Origin of the sequence: Kribbella sp. NBC_01505, assembly GCF_045040285.1 — a bacterium.
In the GTDB taxonomy this organism is placed as follows: domain Bacteria; phylum Actinomycetota; class Actinomycetes; order Propionibacteriales; family Kribbellaceae; genus Kribbella.
The window spans coordinates 5,350,780-5,368,062 of sequence record NZ_CP109425.1 but is presented as its reverse complement, the minus strand read 5'-3'; the positions used below and the strand labels follow the sequence as shown (position 1 = coordinate 5,368,062).

Sequence of the window (17,283 nt, the reverse complement as noted above, 5' to 3'; positions counted from 1 at the left end):
GCTCAGTCAAAAGCGCTGATGGCCAACCGTTGAGCTCCTCCAGATCCCTTGAGTTGGAGGTTCGATGGCGTACGTAAAGGATCAGTGGACGCGGCCTGTTAAGCAGGCTGATGGGACAGTTGTGCGGGAGCGGAACGAGAAGCGGTGGGGGAAAGGAAAGCGCTGGCTCGCCGTGTGGATCGGGCCGGAGGGGAAGGAGGTTTCGGCGGCGTTCGATACGAAAACCGTGGCCAGTCGCCATGGGTCGGCGATGGAGACGGATCGGGAGCGCGGGGAGTATGTCGATCCGCGGGCCGGGAAGGTGCGACTGGAAGAGGTAGGGACGGCATGGTTGAGGTCGCGTTCGGTCGATCCGTCCAGCGACATCCAGTACGAGTCGAAATGGCGGCTGCATGTCGAGCCAAGGTTCGGGAAGCGATCGGTCGGAACCATACGGCCGTCAGAGATCGCCGAGTGGGTCCGGGCGCTGACTGAGCAGTTCGGCACGTCCACAGCGCGGACCGCGTTCCTGGTCCTGTTCGGGTGTCTCGAACTGGCGGTCGAAGACGGGACGCTCAAGCGAAACCCGGCGCGGTCCAAGACCGTGAAGAGGCCGCCGGTGCCCGATTCGGAGATCCTCGTCTGGCCGGAGGAGACGGTGGACGCGATCGTGGCGGCGCACCCGCCGCAGTTTCGGCTGGTTCCGATCGTCGGCGGCGGCGCTGGACTGAGGCAGGGAGAGATCTTCGGGCTCTCAGTGGAAGACTTCGACTACGAGGCGAAGGTCATCTGGGTACGGCGCCAGGTCAAGAAGCTCGGCAAGGACTTCGTGTTCGCGGCACCGAAGAACGATCGAGTCCGGAGTGTCCCCATGTCGGACGAGGTCGCCGAGTTCACTAGAGCCCACATCGAGGAGTTCGGCGCTACGGAGGTAACGCTCCCGTGGGAAAACTGACCGGCGACCCGCGGACGGTCCGGCTCATCTTCACCTGGAACGACGGGAAGCAGATCCGTGCTCGCAACTACGACGAGCAGATCTGGAAGCCCGCCCTGTGCACGGCTGGCGTCATCCCGCCGCCGACGCGAGACGCTCGAGGGCGCCGGCACTTCGTGACCGACAGGCGAACTGGCCTGCACGCTCTTCGGCACCACTACGCGAGCGTCTCGCTGAACGACGGCGTCAACATCAAGGAGCTAGCGATCTACCTCGGCCACCGCGACTCCGGCTTCACACTACGCATCTACACCCATCTTCTGCCGTCGTCTCACGACAGAGCACGCCAGGCCATGGATCGCCGGATGGCGCGCATGCGTCGGCGGCTGACGGAGCAGTCACGGAGCAGGGTCTCGCCAGCCCGTGATTATCCGCTGGACGCCGATCTTCCCGACCATGGCCCGAACCTCGCCTGACCTGCGGAAACGTCCTCAGACAAGCCCCTTGAGCAACTGGCGGGCCATGACGATGCGCTGGACCTGGTTGGTGCCTTCGTAGATCTGGGTGATCTTGGCGTCGCGCATCATGCGTTCGACGGGGTAGTCGTGGGTGTAGCCGTAGCCGCCGAGGAGTTGGACGGCGTCGGTGGTGACGGCCATGGCCACGTCGGAGGCGAAGCACTTGGCGGCGGCGCCGAAGTAGGTCAGGTTGGCGTCACCGCGCTCGGACTTGGCGGCGGCCGCGTACGTGAGCTGGCGGGCGGCCTCGATCTTCATGCCCATGTCGGCGAGCATGAACTGCAGGCCCTGGAACTCGGCGATCGCCTTGCCGAACTGCTTGCGCTCCTGGACGTAGCCGAGGGCGTAGTCGAGGGCACCCTGGGCGATGCCGAGGGCCTGGGCGGCGATCGTCACGCGGGTGTGGTCGAGGGTGGCCATCGCGGTGCCGAAGCCGGTGCCGGGGTCGCCGATCAGGCGGTCGACGGGGATCCGGACGTTGTCGAGGTAGACCTCGCGGGTCGGGGAGCCCTTGATGCCGAGCTTCTTCTCCGGGGCGCCGAACGAGACGCCGTCGTCGGACTTCTCCACGACGAACGCCGAGATGCCCTTGGAGCGGGCGTCGGGGTCGGTGACCGCGAAGACGGTGTAGTACTCACTGACGCCGGCGTTGGTGATCCAGCGCTTCACGCCGTTCAGCACGTAGTGGTCGCCGTCGAGCACCGCGCGCGTCTTCATCGACGCGGCGTCCGAACCGGCCTCGGGCTCGGACAGGCAGTAGGAGAACATCGCGTCACCGGCGGCCACCGGCGGCAGGTAGGCCTGCTTGACCGCGTCCGAACCGGACAGCAGCAGCGGCAGCGAACCGAGCTTGTTGACGGCCGGGATCAGCGAGGTCGAGGCGCAGGCCCGGGCGACCTCCTCGATCACGATCACCGTCGCGAGTGCGTCCGCCCCGGCGCCGCCGTACTGCTCGGGGATGTGCGGGGCGTGGAAGTCCGAGGCCTTCAGCGCGTCGTACGACGCCTTCGGGAACTCGGCCAGCTCGTCCACGTCACCGGCATGCGGGGCCACCTTGGCGTCGCAGACGTCGCGGACGGCCTCCCGGATCGCCTCGTGCTCCTCGGACAACGCGTACAGGTCGAATGAGTTACTCACGAGTCACATGGTACGACGAATGCCGCCGTACCGGGAGTTGCCGAATGCGCGAAGTGACGAACAGCGCACGGTCCGGAACCCCGTTGGCCATGAGCCGGTCACCGGGCGATAACCGCGGTCGGTAGAGTCCCCGGCATGAGTGAAGCGACCTCCCGCCCGCTGCGGATCGCCGTGATCGGCACCAACTACCTCGGCGCGAACACCGCGGCCGGGATGGCCGAGTTCGGCTTCGACGTCGTCGGGGTCGAGATCGACGAGCACCGGCTGAAGCTGCTGAACGACGGCAAGGCTCCGTTGTACGAGCCCGGCCTGGACCCGCTGCTGAAGAAGCACGTCGACTCCGGCCGGCTCCGGTTCACCAAGGACTACACCGAGATCGGCGACTGGGCCGACGTGTACTTCGTCTGCGTCGGCACCCCGCAGCTCGAGGGCAGCGAGGCCGCCGACCTGTCCCAGGTGCACTCGGTGGTCTCGATGCTCGCGCCGCTGCTGACGAAGCCGACGCTGGTGGTCGGGCGTTCCACCGTCCCGGTCGGCACGTCGAAGGTCGTCGAAGCGCGGTTCCACGCCGAGGCCCCGGCCGGGACGGGGGTGGAGATCGCCTGGCAGCCGGAGTTCCTCCGCGAGGCGCACGGCGTCGACGACACGCTGCACCCGGATCGACTGGTGTTCGGCGTACAGACCTCAGCGGCGGAAGAGCGGCTGCGCGAGGTCTTCGCGACACCGATCAGCGAGGGTACGCCGGTGGTCGTGTGCAACCTGCCGACCGCCGAGCTGGTCAAGGGCGGCGCGAACGCGTTCCTGGCCACGAAGATCTCGTTCATCAACGCGCTGGCCGAGATGGCCGACGCGACCGGCGCGGACGTCACCCAGCTGGCCGACGCGCTCGGCTACGACAAGCGGATCGGCCGCGGCATGCTGAACGCCGGCCCCGGGTACGGCGGTGGCTGCCTGCCGAAGGACCTGCGCGCGTTCATGCACCGGGCCGGTGAGCTCGGCGTCGAAGAGGTCATCACGCTGCTCCGCGAGGTCGACGACATCAACCAGCGGCGCCGCGCCAGCCTGGTCGACCTGGTCCACGAGGTCCTCGGCGGCGTCTGGATCGGCAAGAACGTGACCGTCCTCGGAGCCGCCTTCAAGGCCGGTACGGACGACGTCCGCGACTCGCCGGCGCTCGACGTGGCCGGCCGGATCTCGCTGCACGGCGCCACGGTCACCGTCTACGACCCGGAAGCGATGGAGAACGCCCGCAAGGTCCGCCCGACCCTGCGCTACGCCTCCACAGCCGCCGAGGCCTGCGTCGGAGCCCACGCCGTACTGCACCTGACCGAGTGGCCCGAGTTCCGCGAGCTCGACCCAGCCGCCCTCCGCGGTGCCGTCGAGTCCCCCGTGGTCGTCGACGCCCGCCTCCTCCTCGACGCCCCCACCTGGCGCGCCGCCGGCTGGACCTACCGGGCCCCCGGCAAGCCCTGACCCACCCACCGCCAGACCACCGCGCCGACTGCCTGTGCCACGGGGTGGGTTCACCCGGGACGTTGTGGGTTTTGCACTCGCATGCGGGTCCAGAATCCACAAGCTGATGGGGTAACCCATCAGATGGGGGCGGTCAGGAGACGGTGGCGGTGCGGATTACTCGGCGGGAGAGGGCTACGGCGCCGATGAGGGCTACGGCGATGCCGATGCCCAGGCAGACGCCGGTGATGCCGACCGGCTGGTCGGAGATCCAGCCGAGGAGCGGGTTCATGATGACCAGGGCGAGGCTCTGGCAGAGGACGATGACGGACTGCAGGCGGGACTGGTAGTTCCGCTCGACCGAGTTCATCAGCAGCGGCAGGACGTGACCGGTGAAGGCGCCGACGCCGATTCCGCTGATGATGGCGGCCGCGATGGTGAGCGGGATCGAGTCGACCATCGACAGCCCGATGTACCCGATCGCGGCGCAGAACAGGCCGAGCATCGCGACCACACCCGGCCGCTGGAACGCACCCTTCACCAGGATCCGCACCGAGACCACGCCGACCCCGAGACTGCGGGTGGCGATCACCAGGCCGGCGGTCTTCGCGTCCCACTCGTGGTGACGAGCGAGCAGCGGCAGGACCAGCGAGTCCATCGGCATCAGCAGACCGGCCGCGAGCGTCATGGTGATCAGCAGCGCCCTGGTCAGCGGCTTGCCGAAGGCGATCCGCAGCCCCTCGGCGATCGACTTGAAGATGCCCGCCTGACTCGGCGGGGCCGCGGCGGTCGAGGTCCGCAGCACGAGCAGTACGACGATCATGATCGCGAAGGTGATCGCGTCGAACGCGGCGGCCGCGGTCAGCCCGGACCACGTGACGAGGATGCCGCCGACCGCCGTACCGGTGACTGCGAACACGACCCCGGTGACCTGGAAGCTGGCCAGCGCCCGCGGGACCTGCTGCGGCGGGACGAGCAGGCGCGGCATCGCGCGTGACGACGGCAGGAAGAACGCGTCGATCACGCCGACCACGAGCGCCAGGCAGACGAGCAGCCAGACCGGCTCCTCGACCGCGAGAGTCGCCGGAACCAACGCGGCGGTGACGACGAACATCGCCGTACAGCTGATCAACAGGACGCGCGGTGCACCGAAGCGGTCGCCGACCGCACCCCCGACCAGGAGCAGCGCAGCGCGCGGTGCGGCGGCGAGCAGCAGGATCAGGCCCGCAACGCTGCCGCCGTGCTTGCTGGCCGACCAGCCGATCGCGAAAGTGATCGTCAGGTCACCGAGCAGCGACACGGCAGCACCGAACAACCAGATCCAGTAACGGACCGGTATGCGCTGCGTATCCGAATCAGCGGGCGGAGTCACGATCGACGACCTTAGACGACAATTGGGTGGGATCTGACGACTACCCCACGAAGCCGGTGAAAAACCGGCTACGGGTCACGATTTACGCAGCTCTGTCGCCCCATCACGCACAGTAGCGCCCTTCGCGCGGGCCAGCTCGGCCAGCGACTCCTGGAAAGCGATCATCCTGTCCCGCAGCTTCTCGTCCGAAGCGGCCAGGATCCGTACGGCGAGGAGCCCCGCGTTCTTGGCGTTGCCGATCGAGACCGTGGCGACCGGAACGCCCGCCGGCATCTGCACGATCGACAGCAGCGAGTCCATCCCGTCGAGGTACTTCAGCGGCACCGGCACCCCGATCACCGGCAGCGGCGTCACCGACGCCAGCATCCCCGGCAGGTGCGCGGCCCCGCCGGCGCCGGCGATCAGCACCTTGAGACCCCGCTCGTGCGCTGACCGTCCGTAGTCGATCATTTCGGCCGGCATCCGGTGCGCGGAGATCACATCTGCCTCAAAGGGCACGTCGAACTCGACACACACCTCAGCAGCCGCCTTCATCGTCGGCCAGTCCGAATCCGACCCCATCACAATCCCAATCACAGCGCAGTCCCTACTCGTCGATCGTGCCGGTCAGATAAGCCGCCGCGTGCCGCGCCCGCTCCCGCGTCTCTTCCAGATCGGAGCCGTACGCCGTGACGTGGCCGACCTTGCGACCCGGCTGCACCGACTTCCCGTAGAAGTGAACCTTCAGCCCCGGGTCGCGCGCCATACAGTGCAGCAGCCCGCGGTGCATGTCCTCGACATCGCCGCCGAGCACGTTGACCATCACCGTGTACGGCGCTCGCGCGGCCGGCGAGCCGAGCGGCAGATCGAGCACCGCGCGGAGGTGGTTCTCGAACTGCGAGGTGACCGCGCCGTCGATCGACCAGTGGCCGGTGTTGTGCGGCCGCATCGCGAGCTCGTTGACGAGCAGCCGCCCGTCGCGCGCCTCGAACATCTCGACCGCGAGGATGCCGACCACGCCGAGCTCACCGGCGATCCGCAGCGCGGTCTGCTGCGCCTGCGCAGCCTTCTCCGGCGCCAAGCCCGGCGCCGGTGCCGTGACCTCGACGCAGATCCCGTCGCGCTGAACGGATTCGACGATCGGATACGCGACCGCCTGCCCGTGCGGCGAGCGGGCCACGATCGCCGACAGCTCGCGGACGAAGTCGACCTTCTCCTCGGCCAGGATCGGTACGCCGCTGCCGAACGCGACCGCGATATCGGCGTCGTCCGGCCCGTCGACGAACCAGACGCCCTTGCCGTCGTACCCGCCGCGGGTGGTCTTCAGGATGATCGGGAACCCACCGACCCGCTTGGCGAAGTCGGCCACCTCGGCGACCGACGAGACCACCTGGTGTGCCGGCGACGGCGCGTCGAAGGTGTCCAGCCGGCTCCGCATCACCGCTTTGTCCTGCGCGTGCACGAGCGCGTCCGGCCCCGGGAAAACCTTTACGTTCTCGGCCTCGAGCGCGCGGAGCAGATCGGTCGGCACGTGCTCGTGGTCGAAGGTGACCACGTCGCACCCGGCCGCGAACCGCCGTACCGTCTCGGGGTCGCGGTAGTCGCCGACCGGCGCGTCCGCCACCGCCTGCGCGGCCGAAACAGTGGGTCCCTCCGCGAGGACGCGGAGCTGAACACCGAGCGCGATCGCGGTCTCCTGCGTCATCCGGGCCAGCTGCCCGCCGCCGACCATGCCGACCACAGGAGTGCCGACCGGCAGTTCATCTCGGGAAAACTTCACGAACGCGAGCCTAATCTCCAGATATCAGCAGGCGTACGGCGGCCACCTGGGCACGCGGACGATTTCTGCCCGGGACCGGTCGCCCGGTACCGTGGAGAGGCCCCCCGCTGTTGCGGCTTGATCACAGAAAGTGCCGGAGACCGTTGAAGCTCGTCACCAAGTTGTACCGCCAGGTCGAGCACCTGGTGCACGAAGTGGCCAAGTTCGGTCTGGTCGGCCTGCTCGGTCTGGTCGTCGACCTCCCGATCTACAACTGGCTGGTCTTCGACAACCCGCTGGTGCTCGCCGACTCCGGTGAGGGCATGCTGCACCACAAGCCGCTGACCGCGAAGCTGATCTCCACCACGGTCGCCACCCTCGCGACGTACTTCGGCAACCGGTACTGGACGTGGCGGCACCGCGAGCGCACCGGCCTGCACCGTGAGTACGTGCTGTTCTTCGTGCTCAACGGCATCGGCCTGCTGATCGCCGCCGGCTGCCTGGCCTTCTCCCGCTACGTCCTGGACATGCACTCCTGGCTGTCCGACAACATCGCGGCCAACTTCGTCGGCCTGGGCCTCGGCACGCTCTTCCGCTTCTGGTCCTACCGCAAGTTCGTCTTCCGCGAAGAGATCGTCCTGGACGAGATCGAGCACCCGCACACCCCGGTGACCACCGCCGACGTGGAGTCCGACACGGGAGAGTTACCGGTCGTCCGCTGACGGACGCCGCACCCCTGGAGCTCGGCGAAACCTGTCGCCGAGCTCTTTTCGTTCGGCTACTAAACCGGTATATCTAAACCGGTCTAGTAATCGTGAGGCGAGAGGTGGGGCATGACCGATCTGTCACGCAGGACGTTCATCACCGTGGCCGGAGCCGGCCTGGCGGTGGCACTGGGGAACGCGGGACCGGCCGAGGCCGCCGCCGGCGCGGCCGGACCGGGCGGCATTCCGCCGGGCCCCTCGACGTACGGGTGGAACGCTCCGGACCTGCTGGAGTTCGATCCGGCCACCCATCCGTGGGCCCGGCACCTGCGCTGCCCGATCCCGGTCGCGCCGCGGATCGCGCCGTACGCGCCGACGCAGGCGCACCCGCGGCTGGATCCCGAGGTTCGGCTGTCGATGCTGAGCCACGACGACGCGGGCTCGGCCTACGAGGGCCGCAACCAGCCGATCGGGCTCGAGGGCCACGTCTACACGCACCGGTTCTGGCCGTACATCGACATCTGGGGCACCTGGCACGGTCAGGTGCTGCCGTCGGTGCCGGACGAGGTCGTCCGGGATCCGAACGCACCCGGCCGGTACTACGGCGTCGTCGACCTGCCGAACCCGGGCTGGACCGAGGCCGCGCACAAGAACGGCGCCCGGGCGATCGGCGGCTGGTTCTGGCCGCGTACCCAGGCGAACTTCGACGCGTTCCTCGAACAGCGCCCCGACGGCTCGTTCCCGGTCGCCGACAAGCTGATCGAGCTGCGGAAGTACTTCGGCTTCGACGGCCTGTTCATCAACCAGGAAGCCACCATCACCGCCGCGCAGGCGGACAAGCTGCGCAAGCTGTTCCTGTACCTCAAGCGGACCGATCCGGACTTCTATCTGCAGTACTACGACGCGGTGCTACCCGATGGCACGCTCGACTACCAGAACGAGCTCAACGCGCAGAACGTCGGCTGGCTGAGCGGCGGCGTCGACTCGATCTTCCTCAACTACGACTGGCCGCGCGTCGATCCGGACCTGAGCGGTAGCGCTCGGACCGCGACCGAGGCCGGCTTCGATCCGCGCACGGTCGTCTTCGCCGGGGCCGAGCACCAGATGGGCGGCTTCAACCCGCGCGAGATGTTCACCGACCTGACGCCGCCGCCGACCTCGTGGGCGCTGTTCGTCGAGAACCAGATCTGGGCGACCGCCGCCGGTCAGGGCGTGACCGCGACACCGGCCGGGCGAGCGACGTACCGGGACCTCGAGCAGCGCTTCTGGTCCGGCCCGACCGGCAACCCGTCGACGTCCGGGCGACTCGAGCCACGCACACCGCCGTACCGGACCGATGTGCTGAACTACAAGCGCTGGGACGGGGTCGCACACGCGATCGTCGAACGCTCCCCGTACGGCGCGTTGCCGATCGCGACCAGCTTCCAGATCGGGGTCGGCAGCACGTTCTTCCTTGCTGGCAAGAAGGTTCGGGACACCGGCTGGGACAACCAGGGGTGTGCCGATCGCGCGCTGACCTGGCAGTACTGGGCGAACGGACTGACGGTCAGCCTCGACGAGAGCACGGCGTACGAGGGTGCGCACAGTCTGGCCGTGTCCGGGAGCGGATCGATTCATCTGTTCAAGACCGACCTCACGCAGCACGGCGCGACCGCCGTACAGGTGATGGCGTCCGGCCTGTCCAAGCTGCGGATCGGCGTGACGTGGCGCAGCGCTCCGGACAAGATCGCGTGGACCAGGCTGCTCCCGGTTGGGCAGTGCGAGGGCTGGACCGAGTTCCTTGGTTCCTTTGGCCCGCGCGCGAACCGGATCGCCCGGATCTCCTTGTGGAGCGAGGGTTCCGGGCACCTCGGCAAGGTCGTTCTCGCCGACGCTCGCGATCTGCGGGACCGGCCGGGGAAGGTCCGGAACTTCGCGGTCCACGACGAAGGGGCCCAGAATCTCAGCTTCAGCTGGTCGGCACAGAAGGATGCCGTTGCCTACGACATCCTTCAGCACACCCGGTCCGGGCCCTACTGGCTCGGCCGGGTGAGCCGGGACGTGTTCTTCGCGGAGTCGGTCGACCTGACCCGCGGCCGGACGTTCGCCGTCGTACCGATCGCAGCGACGTCCAACCGCGGGCAGGAGACCACCGTCAGCCTGTGACGGTGGTCAACTCCTGCTGTACGTCGCTCGGCCGGGGCCGGATCAGGGCGATCGCCAGCGCGGTCGCCACGAGCATGGCGATCCCCGAGGCGAGGAACACTGCGGCATACCCCTCGGTGAAGGCGGTCGCTTGGGTAGTCTCCCGGGCGGCCGCCTGGTCGTAAATCACCGTGAACACCGCCAGTCCGATCGAGCCGCCGATGTGGAAGGTCGAGTTGATCGCAGCCGAGGCCACCCCGGCCTCCTCAGGCGCGATCCCACTCAGGGCCAGGTTCTGCAGGGGAACGAACAGGAACGACAGTCCGATACCGAGCAGTCCGAGAGCGGGCAGGATCTGGCCGGCATAGCTCCCGTCCGGAGTGATGCCGGTCAGGTAGAAGAGGCCCATTGCCGACAGCAACGGGCCGGCGATCATCAGCGGGCGCGGGCCGAACGCGTTCAGCGCCCTGGTCACGAACGGCGTCGAGACCATGACCACCGCGGTCATGGTCAGGTTCGCGAGACCGGAGACGAGCGGGCTCATCCCCATCACGAGCTGGAAGTGGAACGTCAGGTACAGCATCGAGCCGATCAGCACCGCGCCGACCACGGCCTGGATCAGGAACGCGCCACCCCGGACCGCGTCCAGGACCACGCGCGGCGGCAGCAGCGGCGCCGTACCGCGGGCCTGCAGCCAGGCGAAGGCCACCAGAAGAAGGATGCCAAGGGCAAGGAACCCGACCGTGTCAGCGGAACCCCAGCCGTGCTCGGCGAGCGTGAAGCCGTAGACCAGCGACCCGAGCCCCAGGGTGACCGTCAGCGTTCCGGCCAGGTCGTACCGGTGTTCACCGTCGGTCCGGCTCTCGCGCAGCAACAAGGCTCCGCCAATCAGACCGACGGCAACGAATCCGAGGTTGACCAGCAAACACCAGCGCCAGCTGGCGAACTCGGTCAGCACGCCGCCGAGGAACAGCCCCAGCGCGGCCCCGGTTCCAGCGACGGTGCCGAAGATGGCGAACGCCAAGTTGCGTTCGCGGCCGTGCTGGAAGAGCACCGTGACCATCGCCAGCGCGGCAGGCGCCAGCAGGGCGGCGAACGCACCCTGGACGCCACGAGCCATGATCAGCTCGGCCCCGCTGTCAGCGAGTCCGCCCCAGGCCGAGGCAGCGCCGAAACCGACCATCCCGACCATGAACGCCCGCTTGCGCCCCCAGTAGTCGGCTATCCGGCCACCCAGGAGAAGCAGCGAGCCGAAGGCAAGGGCATAGGCCGTGACGACCCACTGACGTTGGCTGTCACTCAAGCCCAGGTCGTTCTGTGCCTGGGGCAACGCGATCGTGATGATGGTGGCGTCGAGGACGACGACCAGCTCGGTCAGGGCCAGGATCGCCAGCGCCCACCAGCGGGCCGAAGCTCCGCGAGCCGCAGCGAACAAGGGTCCAGACATGAAGAAACCTCCAGGGGCTTCGAATCGAAGACTCTGAAGGTTTCCAGCCTCGGACCGGGCGCTCGGACTACGCGCACCAACCGCTCAGCACTGTGGCTGACAGTTCGCTCAGTTTACCATCGCCGGAAGCGCCGGGCGGCCGAATCGTTATCTACTGGCCGGAGCTGAAGAGGGTTTGGCCGTCCTCCGGGTCGTCCGGATCCGCCTTGCGGCGCATGTGTTCCGGCGGCTGCTCGTCGTCGAGAATGCCGTCGCCGGGCTTGCCTTCGGGGCCGCCGAAGAGCAGGTCGGACATCTGCAGGTGGACATGCTCGACATGCGGTACGTCGGGAAGCACGACCTGGCCGCGTTCACCGGCGGACTCGATGTTGAGCGTGCCGCAGCCGAGGATGCGGTCCATCAGCCCGTGCTCGTAGGAGACGTCGTTGATCCGCATCAGCGGGATGTCGCGGCCGGTGCGGGTCAGGATGCCGTGCCGGGTGATCAGCCGGCGGTTCGTCAGCGTGTACATCGAGAAGAACCAGTTCAGGAACGGCTTGACCGCGAAGGCCGCGAGCACGACCACGCCGACCGCCAGGATCGCGATCCGGGCGGGGGTCTGCATTCCGCCGGCCGGAACGATCGCGGCCAGGAAGCCACCACCTCCGGCCACCACGAGCAGCAGGAACACCGGGAAGATCAGTGCCTTCCAGTGCGTCCGGGTGCTGACGACGACGTACTCGTCCTCGCCCAACAGTTTCGCCGAGATCGCCATACCCCCAGTCTCACAGCTCACGGGGGCGGTTGTCCCGCCCCGACACGATCGGGCAAAGGAGGTAATACAACTCTTCACAGAATGCATACAGGTCGAGCAGGATGCGACCATGGGTATCTTGTCGATTCTCGACCGGGAGAACACGGTCGCTCCCCCGGGATACAGCCGCTGGCTGATCCCACCGGCCGCACTCGCCGTCCACCTCTGTATCGGGCAGGCCTACGCCACCAGCGTCTACAAGACGTCGCTGGTGAAGCATTTCGACGCCAGCCTGACGTCGGTGGGCGTGGTGTTCAGCATCGCGATCGTGATGCTGGGCCTGTCCGCCGCCATCGGCGGCACCTGGGTCGAGCGCAGCGGTCCGCGCAAGGCGATGTTCGTGTCGGCCTGTTTCTGGGCGACCGGCTTCCTGGTCGGTGCCCTGGGCATCGGAACCGGGCAGCTCTGGCTGCTCTACCTCGGGTACGGCGTGATCGGCGGCATCGGACTGGGCATCGGCTACATCTCGCCGGTCTCGACGCTGATCAAGTGGTTCCCGGACCGGCCGGGCCTGGCCACCGGTCTGGCCATCATGGGCTTCGGTGGCGGCGCGCTCGTCGCCAGCCCGCTGTCGCGCCAGCTGCTCAGCCTCTACGACTCCGGCTACAACCCGAACGACAGCAAGTCGCTCGCCAACGGCAGCTCGCTGGTCGCCCTGTTCGTGACGCTGGGCATCGCCTACTTCCTGATCATGATGTTCGGGGTCTTCAACATCCGCGTTCCCGCCGAAGGCTGGAAGCCGGACGGGTTCGACCCGGCCACGGTCAAGAAGAAGGCGCTCGTCACCACCCACTCGGTGTCGGCCGCGAACGCGATCAAGACGCCGCAGTTCTGGTGCCTGTGGGTCGTCCTGCTCTGCAACGTGACCGCCGGCATCGGCATCCTCGAGCAGGCCAGCCCGATGATCCAGGACTTCTTCCGGGGCGCCGACGGCAAGTCGACGGTCGCGGTGGCCGCCGCCGCGGGCTTCGTCGGTCTGCTGTCGATCTTCAACATGGCCGGCCGGTTCGCCTGGTCGACCACGTCGGACGTCATCGGCCGCAAGCCGATCTACGCCATCTACCTCGGTGTCGGCATCGTCGCCTACTTCCTGCTGGCGACCATCGGGCACAACAGCACGGCGATCTTCGTGCTGCTGGCCGCGGTCATCCTGTCCTTCTACGGCGGTGGCTTCGCCACGGTCCCGGCGTACCTGCGGGATCTCTTCGGCACCTACCAGGTCGGCGCGATCCACGGCCGGCTGCTGACCGCGTGGTCGGTGGCGGGCGTGGCGGGGCCGCTCATCGTGAACGGCTTCCTCGACCGTGAGGGCAAGCCGGGCACGCTGACCGCCGAGGCCTACCGGCCGGCGCTGTTCACCATGGTCGGTGTCCTGGCCGTCGGCTTCATCGCCAACCTGCTGATCCGGCCGGTCGCGGCGAAGTTCCACGAGAAGTCCGAATCCAGCGTGGAGGCAGCGAAATGAACCAGACCCCGCGCTTGGTGATCTCCTGGCTGCTCGTCGCCGTACTGCTCGGCTACGGCATCGTCCAGACCCTGATCACCGCGGCCAAGCTCTTCACCAGCTAGCTCGTTCTGAGGTGAGTGACATCCCCGGCGGCGAGCAACCGCTCCCCGTCGGGGGTGTCCACGATCAGACGGCCGTCATCGGCCAGATCGCGCGCAGTACCTTCCAGGAACGTCCCGTCCGGTAGCTCGACCCGGACCGCGCGACCGAGCGTCGCCGACAGCTCCCTGTACTCCGGGAGCAGCCCACTGGGGTCATCCAGCCAGCTCGTGTAGCGGGTCTCGAGTTCACGCAGTACTGCGGCTGCCACGGTGACTCGATCGGTGGTCGCGGCGTTCTCCAACGCCAACGAGGTCGCGGCGGGATGCGGCTTCTCCGACTCGCGCAGCGTTACGTTCAGCCCCATGCCGACCACAACGGCCGGACCGTCGATCCGCTCGAGCAGAATGCCGGCCAGCTTGCGGTCCTCGACCAGTACGTCGTTCGGCCACTTCACCTCGGCCGGAACCTGCGCCACCTGTCGCACCGCCGCAGCCACCGCCAGCGGCACCAGGAGACCGAGCCACGGCCACAGCGCCGGGTCCACCGCGGTCGGCCGCAGTAGGGCCGACATCAGCACCGCAGAGCGCGGCGGCGTCGTCCAGGTGCGTCCGAGCCGACCACGTCCGGCGGACTGGTACTCAGTCAGCACCACGAGGCCCTCAGCAGCACCATCAGCCGCGGCTTTGGCCACGTCTGCGTTGGTCGACGGAGTGTCGGCCAGTACGTCGATCTTCGTCCACAGCGAGCCGGGACGCACCAGCCGCCCACTCAGAAACCGTGCGTTGAGTGGCGGCCGTTCCAGGTCGTCGAACATCAGCCGGTGTTCTGCAGGCCGGCGGCAACACCCGAGACGGTCAGCAGCAACAGCCGCCGGGTCCGGACGATCTGCGCCTCGCTGAGCGTGTCATCGGTGCGCAGCGTCCGCAGCGCCCGCAACTGCAGGTAGCTGAGCGCGTCGACGTACGGGTTCCGCAGCTCGACCGCACGGCCCAGCACGCGGCGTCCGGCGAGCAGACGCTCCTGCTTGAGCACCTTGAGCACCCACTCGGTGGTCAGGGCGTGCTCGTCGAGCATCAGCTGGGTCAGATCGGCCCGGTCGCCCAGCTCCAGGTAGCGGCTGAGGATGCGGCGGTCCGTCTTGGCCAGCGACATCTCGGCGTTCTCCAGCATCACCTGGAAGAGCGGCCAGTTCTGGTTCGCGTCCTGCAGCAGAGCGACGTCGCCGACCGCGGCCAGCGCCGAGCCGAGGCCGTACCAGCCCGGTGCGTTCACTCGGGCCTGCGACCACGCGAACACCCACGGGATCGCCCGCAGGTCCTCGAGTGACGACACTGCGACGCCACGACGGGCCGGGCGCGAACCGAGTGGCAGCTGACCGAGCTCCTCCAGCGGAGTCACCCGGCCGAACCACTCCGCGAACCCATCCGCCTTCACAAGCCGGTGGTACGCCGTACGGGCAGCCTCGTCGAGGGTCTTCTCCGTGACGGCGAACCGCTCTGCGGCCACCACCGCCCGCTCCTCGATCGCCGGGGTGGAGGCGAGCAGCGTTGCCGCGGTCACCTGCTCGATGTGCCGCTGCGCGATCGGTGCGTTGCCATAGCGAGCCGGAATGGCCTCACCCTGCTCGGTGAGCTTGAACCGGCCAGCCACCGAGCCAGGGGCCTGGGCCAGCACCGCACGGTTCGCCGGGCCGCCGCCACGGCCCAGTGCGCCGCCGCGGCCGTGGAACAGGGTCAGCCGGATCGCATTGCGCTGGGCCCACGCGGTGATCCGCGCCTGGGCGTCGTACAGGGCGAGGGTCGCCGAGACCGGGCCGACGTCCTTGGCGGAGTCGGAGTACCCGAGCATGACCTCGAAGCGGCGGTCGTTCGCCGTGAGGCGGTGCCGGACCCGGGTGAGCTGGATGGCGTTGTCGAGGACCTCTACCGAGTTCTGCAGATCCTCACCGGTCTCGAACAGCGGTACGACGTCCAGCTCGATCGGACGGCCGTCCAGCGCAGCGTCGGCCAGCTCGTAGACAGCTGCCAGGTCACCGGCGTTCCGCGTGAACGAAACGACGTACCGGCGGCAGGCCTCGGGACCGAAGCGCTGCTGGATCTGTCCGATGACTCGCAGCGTCGCCAGCACCTCTTCGGTCTGGTCGGAGAGCTCGCCACCGCCGAGCACCTCTTCGAGAGCCTTGGCGTGCACCGACGAGTGCTGACGGACCTCCAGCTCGGCCAGGTGGAAGCCGAACGAGTTCACCTGCCAGATGAGCTGCTGCAGATCGCCGTACGCCTGGCGGGGTGCGCCTGCGCTCACCAGCGAGTCCTGCAGCACCTTGAGCTCGTGCAGGAAGTCAGCGGCGCGCGGGTAGCCGAAGTCGGCGTCACGGGACCGCGTAGCGGCCAGACGGCGAGCTGCGAGCAGCAGGAGCTGCCGGTGCGGCTCGGACGGTGACCGGGACTCGATGTCCACGATCAGCTCGGGGTTGACCGCGCGGGCGTCCTCCAGGATCCGCCGTACCGGCGCGGAGGGCGGAGTGGTCGCCGCGTCCAGCGTGAGCGCGCGGCCGAGCTGGTCGGTCGCCTGCTCGAGCGCCCGCAGGACGTGGTCGGCCTGGATCTGCATGGCCTCGCGAGTGATCGCGGCGGTCACGTTCGGGTTGCCGTCGCGGTCGCCGCCGATCCAGGAACCGAGGCGGACGAACGGCGCCACCACCGGCTGCCGCAGACCGGCGGCTTCACCGGCCAGCGCGTCGTCCAGCCGCCGGTAGACAGTGCCGACCACGTTGAAGAGCGTCTCCTCGAACACGGCCATCGCCGAGCGGACCTCGTCCAGCGGCGAGGGGCGGCTCTCGCGGAGCTGCGCGGTCCGCCACAGGATGTCGACCTGCTCGACCAGGCGGCGCCGGTTCTCGCCCAGCTCGCTGTCGCCGGCCCGCGGGTCGTGCCGCTCCTCGAGCAGCCCGGAGATCCGCCGGATCGTCGCCAGGATCGCCCGGCGGCGAGCCTCCGTCGGGTGCGCGGTCAGCACCGGGCGGAACTCCAGCCCGGTCAGCAACGCCCGCGCCTGCTGCTCACCGCTGTCGCGGGTGATCTGCTCGACCGCCTGGGCAAGCTCCGAGGTGACCAGCGCGTTGTCGTCGCGGTCACGCTCGCGCAGGACGCGCGCGCGATGCAGCTCTTCGCTCAGGTTCGTCAGGTGGAAGTAGCAGCTGAACGCGCGGGCGACGTCCTCGGCCCGCTCGTGCGGCCAGGAGGCCACGAGCTGCTCGGCCGCCGCGCCGTCGCCGGCGATGGTGAGCTCACGCAGCCGCTCGACATCATTCAGCAGCGGCTGACCGGCGTACTCGACGAGCACTTTGCCCAGGATCTCACCCAGCAGACGAACGTCGGCCCGAAGCTCTTCGGGCACCTCGAACCGCGCGCGGGTACGGGTCTCACTACCGGTCTCGGTCACGTTCGCCCACCCTAGCGGGCGCACCCAGCCCTCGCCTCGCCAAGTCCGCCAACTGGATGCCTATCGTGACCGTTTCTGACGCTACTTAACAGTAG

14 protein-coding genes are annotated in these 17,283 nt (G+C 68.4%); 6 read left to right on the top strand and 8 right to left on the bottom strand.

The features are described 5' to 3' along the window. Positions 1-64: 64 nt before the first annotated feature. Together OG474_RS25365 and OG474_RS25360 are read left to right on the top strand one after the other, a co-directional pair. Complete coding sequence (locus tag OG474_RS25365; RefSeq protein ID WP_405056060.1) at positions 65-934, top strand: tyrosine-type recombinase/integrase; 870 nt, start codon at positions 65-67, stop codon at positions 932-934. Further along, positions 922-1,389, top strand: coding sequence for a tyrosine-type recombinase/integrase (locus OG474_RS25360; protein WP_405056059.1), 468 nt, complete (start codon positions 922-924; stop codon positions 1,387-1,389). The genes OG474_RS25365 and OG474_RS25360 overlap by 13 nt, the downstream gene beginning before the upstream one ends. Before the next feature lie 15 nt (positions 1,390-1,404). Here OG474_RS25360 and OG474_RS25355 read toward each other — a convergent pair whose 3' ends face one another. Further along, complete coding sequence (locus tag OG474_RS25355; protein ID WP_405056058.1) at positions 1,405-2,568, bottom strand: acyl-CoA dehydrogenase family protein; 1,164 nt, start codon at positions 2,566-2,568, stop codon at positions 1,405-1,407. A 135-nt stretch (positions 2,569-2,703) separates the two neighbouring features. Here OG474_RS25355 and OG474_RS25350 point away from each other — a divergent pair, with 135 nt between their 5' ends. Then, on the top strand, positions 2,704-4,041 hold the full coding sequence (locus tag OG474_RS25350) for a UDP-glucose dehydrogenase family protein (protein ID WP_405056057.1): 1,338 nt from the start codon (positions 2,704-2,706) through the stop codon (positions 4,039-4,041). A 133-nt stretch (positions 4,042-4,174) separates the two neighbouring features. Here the strand turns inward: OG474_RS25350 and OG474_RS25345 are convergent, their stop codons facing one another. The 3 genes from OG474_RS25345 to OG474_RS25335 form a co-directional block, all read right to left on the bottom strand. Continuing rightward, positions 4,175-5,392 (bottom strand): MFS transporter, encoded by a 1,218-nt coding sequence (locus OG474_RS25345; protein WP_405056056.1) that lies wholly within the window; start codon positions 5,390-5,392, stop codon positions 4,175-4,177. A 75-nt stretch (positions 5,393-5,467) separates the two neighbouring features. Beyond that, the gene (gene purE / locus OG474_RS25340; protein ID WP_405064612.1) at positions 5,468-5,953 is read right to left on the bottom strand and encodes a 5-(carboxyamino)imidazole ribonucleotide mutase; all 486 of its coding nucleotides are present in this window, start codon (positions 5,951-5,953) and stop codon (positions 5,468-5,470) included. Positions 5,954-5,978: 25 nt separating this feature from the next. After that, on the bottom strand, positions 5,979-7,151 hold the full coding sequence (locus tag OG474_RS25335; RefSeq protein ID WP_405056055.1) for a 5-(carboxyamino)imidazole ribonucleotide synthase: 1,173 nt from the start codon (positions 7,149-7,151) through the stop codon (positions 5,979-5,981). A gap of 143 nt (positions 7,152-7,294) precedes the next feature. Here OG474_RS25335 and OG474_RS25330 point away from each other — a divergent pair, with 143 nt between their 5' ends. Then, the gene (locus OG474_RS25330; protein WP_405056054.1) at positions 7,295-7,852 is read left to right on the top strand and encodes a GtrA family protein; all 558 of its coding nucleotides are present in this window, start codon (positions 7,295-7,297) and stop codon (positions 7,850-7,852) included. A gap of 111 nt (positions 7,853-7,963) precedes the next feature. Next, the gene (locus tag OG474_RS25325; protein WP_405056053.1) at positions 7,964-9,979 is read left to right on the top strand and encodes an endo-beta-N-acetylglucosaminidase; all 2,016 of its coding nucleotides are present in this window, start codon (positions 7,964-7,966) and stop codon (positions 9,977-9,979) included. Here the strand turns inward: OG474_RS25325 and OG474_RS25320 are convergent. Both OG474_RS25320 and OG474_RS25315 read right to left on the bottom strand, forming a co-directional pair. After that, positions 9,969-11,405, bottom strand: coding sequence for an MFS transporter (locus tag OG474_RS25320; RefSeq protein WP_405056052.1), 1,437 nt, complete (start codon positions 11,403-11,405; stop codon positions 9,969-9,971). The genes OG474_RS25325 and OG474_RS25320 overlap by 11 nt on opposite strands. Before the next feature lie 151 nt (positions 11,406-11,556). Beyond that, positions 11,557-12,159, bottom strand: coding sequence for a PH domain-containing protein (locus OG474_RS25315; protein ID WP_405056051.1), 603 nt, complete (start codon positions 12,157-12,159; stop codon positions 11,557-11,559). A 109-nt stretch (positions 12,160-12,268) separates the two neighbouring features. On the opposite strand from OG474_RS25315, the gene OG474_RS25310 reads away from it, so the two are divergent. Next, on the top strand, positions 12,269-13,663 hold the full coding sequence (locus OG474_RS25310; RefSeq protein ID WP_405056050.1) for an OFA family MFS transporter: 1,395 nt from the start codon (positions 12,269-12,271) through the stop codon (positions 13,661-13,663). Between the two features lie 100 nt (positions 13,664-13,763). Here OG474_RS25310 and OG474_RS25305 read toward each other — a convergent pair whose 3' ends face one another. Both OG474_RS25305 and OG474_RS25300 read right to left on the bottom strand, forming a co-directional pair. Further along, entirely contained in the window at positions 13,764-14,561 is a 798-nt protein-coding gene (locus tag OG474_RS25305) for a biotin--[acetyl-CoA-carboxylase] ligase (protein ID WP_405056049.1), read from the bottom strand. Continuing rightward, the gene (locus tag OG474_RS25300) at positions 14,561-17,188 is read right to left on the bottom strand and encodes a phosphoenolpyruvate carboxylase (protein WP_405056048.1); all 2,628 of its coding nucleotides are present in this window, start codon (positions 17,186-17,188) and stop codon (positions 14,561-14,563) included. Before OG474_RS25300 ends, OG474_RS25305 begins: the two co-directional genes overlap by 1 nt. Positions 17,189-17,283: the final 95 nt, after the last annotated feature.

What these genes read in the sequence shown, in the direction of transcription:
- OG474_RS25350 (WP_405056057.1), top strand. Translation starts at nt 2,704, where the DNA reads ATGAGTGAAGCGACCTCCCGCCCGCTGCGGATCGCCGTGATCGGCACC.
- OG474_RS25310 (WP_405056050.1), top strand. Translation starts at nt 12,269, where the DNA reads ATGGGTATCTTGTCGATTCTCGACCGGGAGAACACGGTCGCTCCCCCG.
- OG474_RS25315 (WP_405056051.1), bottom strand. Translation starts at nt 12,159, where the DNA reads ATGGCGATCTCGGCGAAACTGTTGGGCGAGGACGAGTACGTCGTCGTC.
- OG474_RS25305 (WP_405056049.1), bottom strand. Translation starts at nt 14,561, where the DNA reads ATGTTCGACGACCTGGAACGGCCGCCACTCAACGCACGGTTTCTGAGT.
- purE (WP_405064612.1), bottom strand. Translation starts at nt 5,953, where the DNA reads ATGGGGTCGGATTCGGACTGGCCGACGATGAAGGCGGCTGCTGAGGTG.
- OG474_RS25365 (WP_405056060.1), top strand. Translation starts at nt 65, where the DNA reads ATGGCGTACGTAAAGGATCAGTGGACGCGGCCTGTTAAGCAGGCTGAT.
- OG474_RS25325 (WP_405056053.1), top strand. Translation starts at nt 7,964, where the DNA reads ATGACCGATCTGTCACGCAGGACGTTCATCACCGTGGCCGGAGCCGGC.
- OG474_RS25320 (WP_405056052.1), bottom strand. Translation starts at nt 11,405, where the DNA reads ATGTCTGGACCCTTGTTCGCTGCGGCTCGCGGAGCTTCGGCCCGCTGG.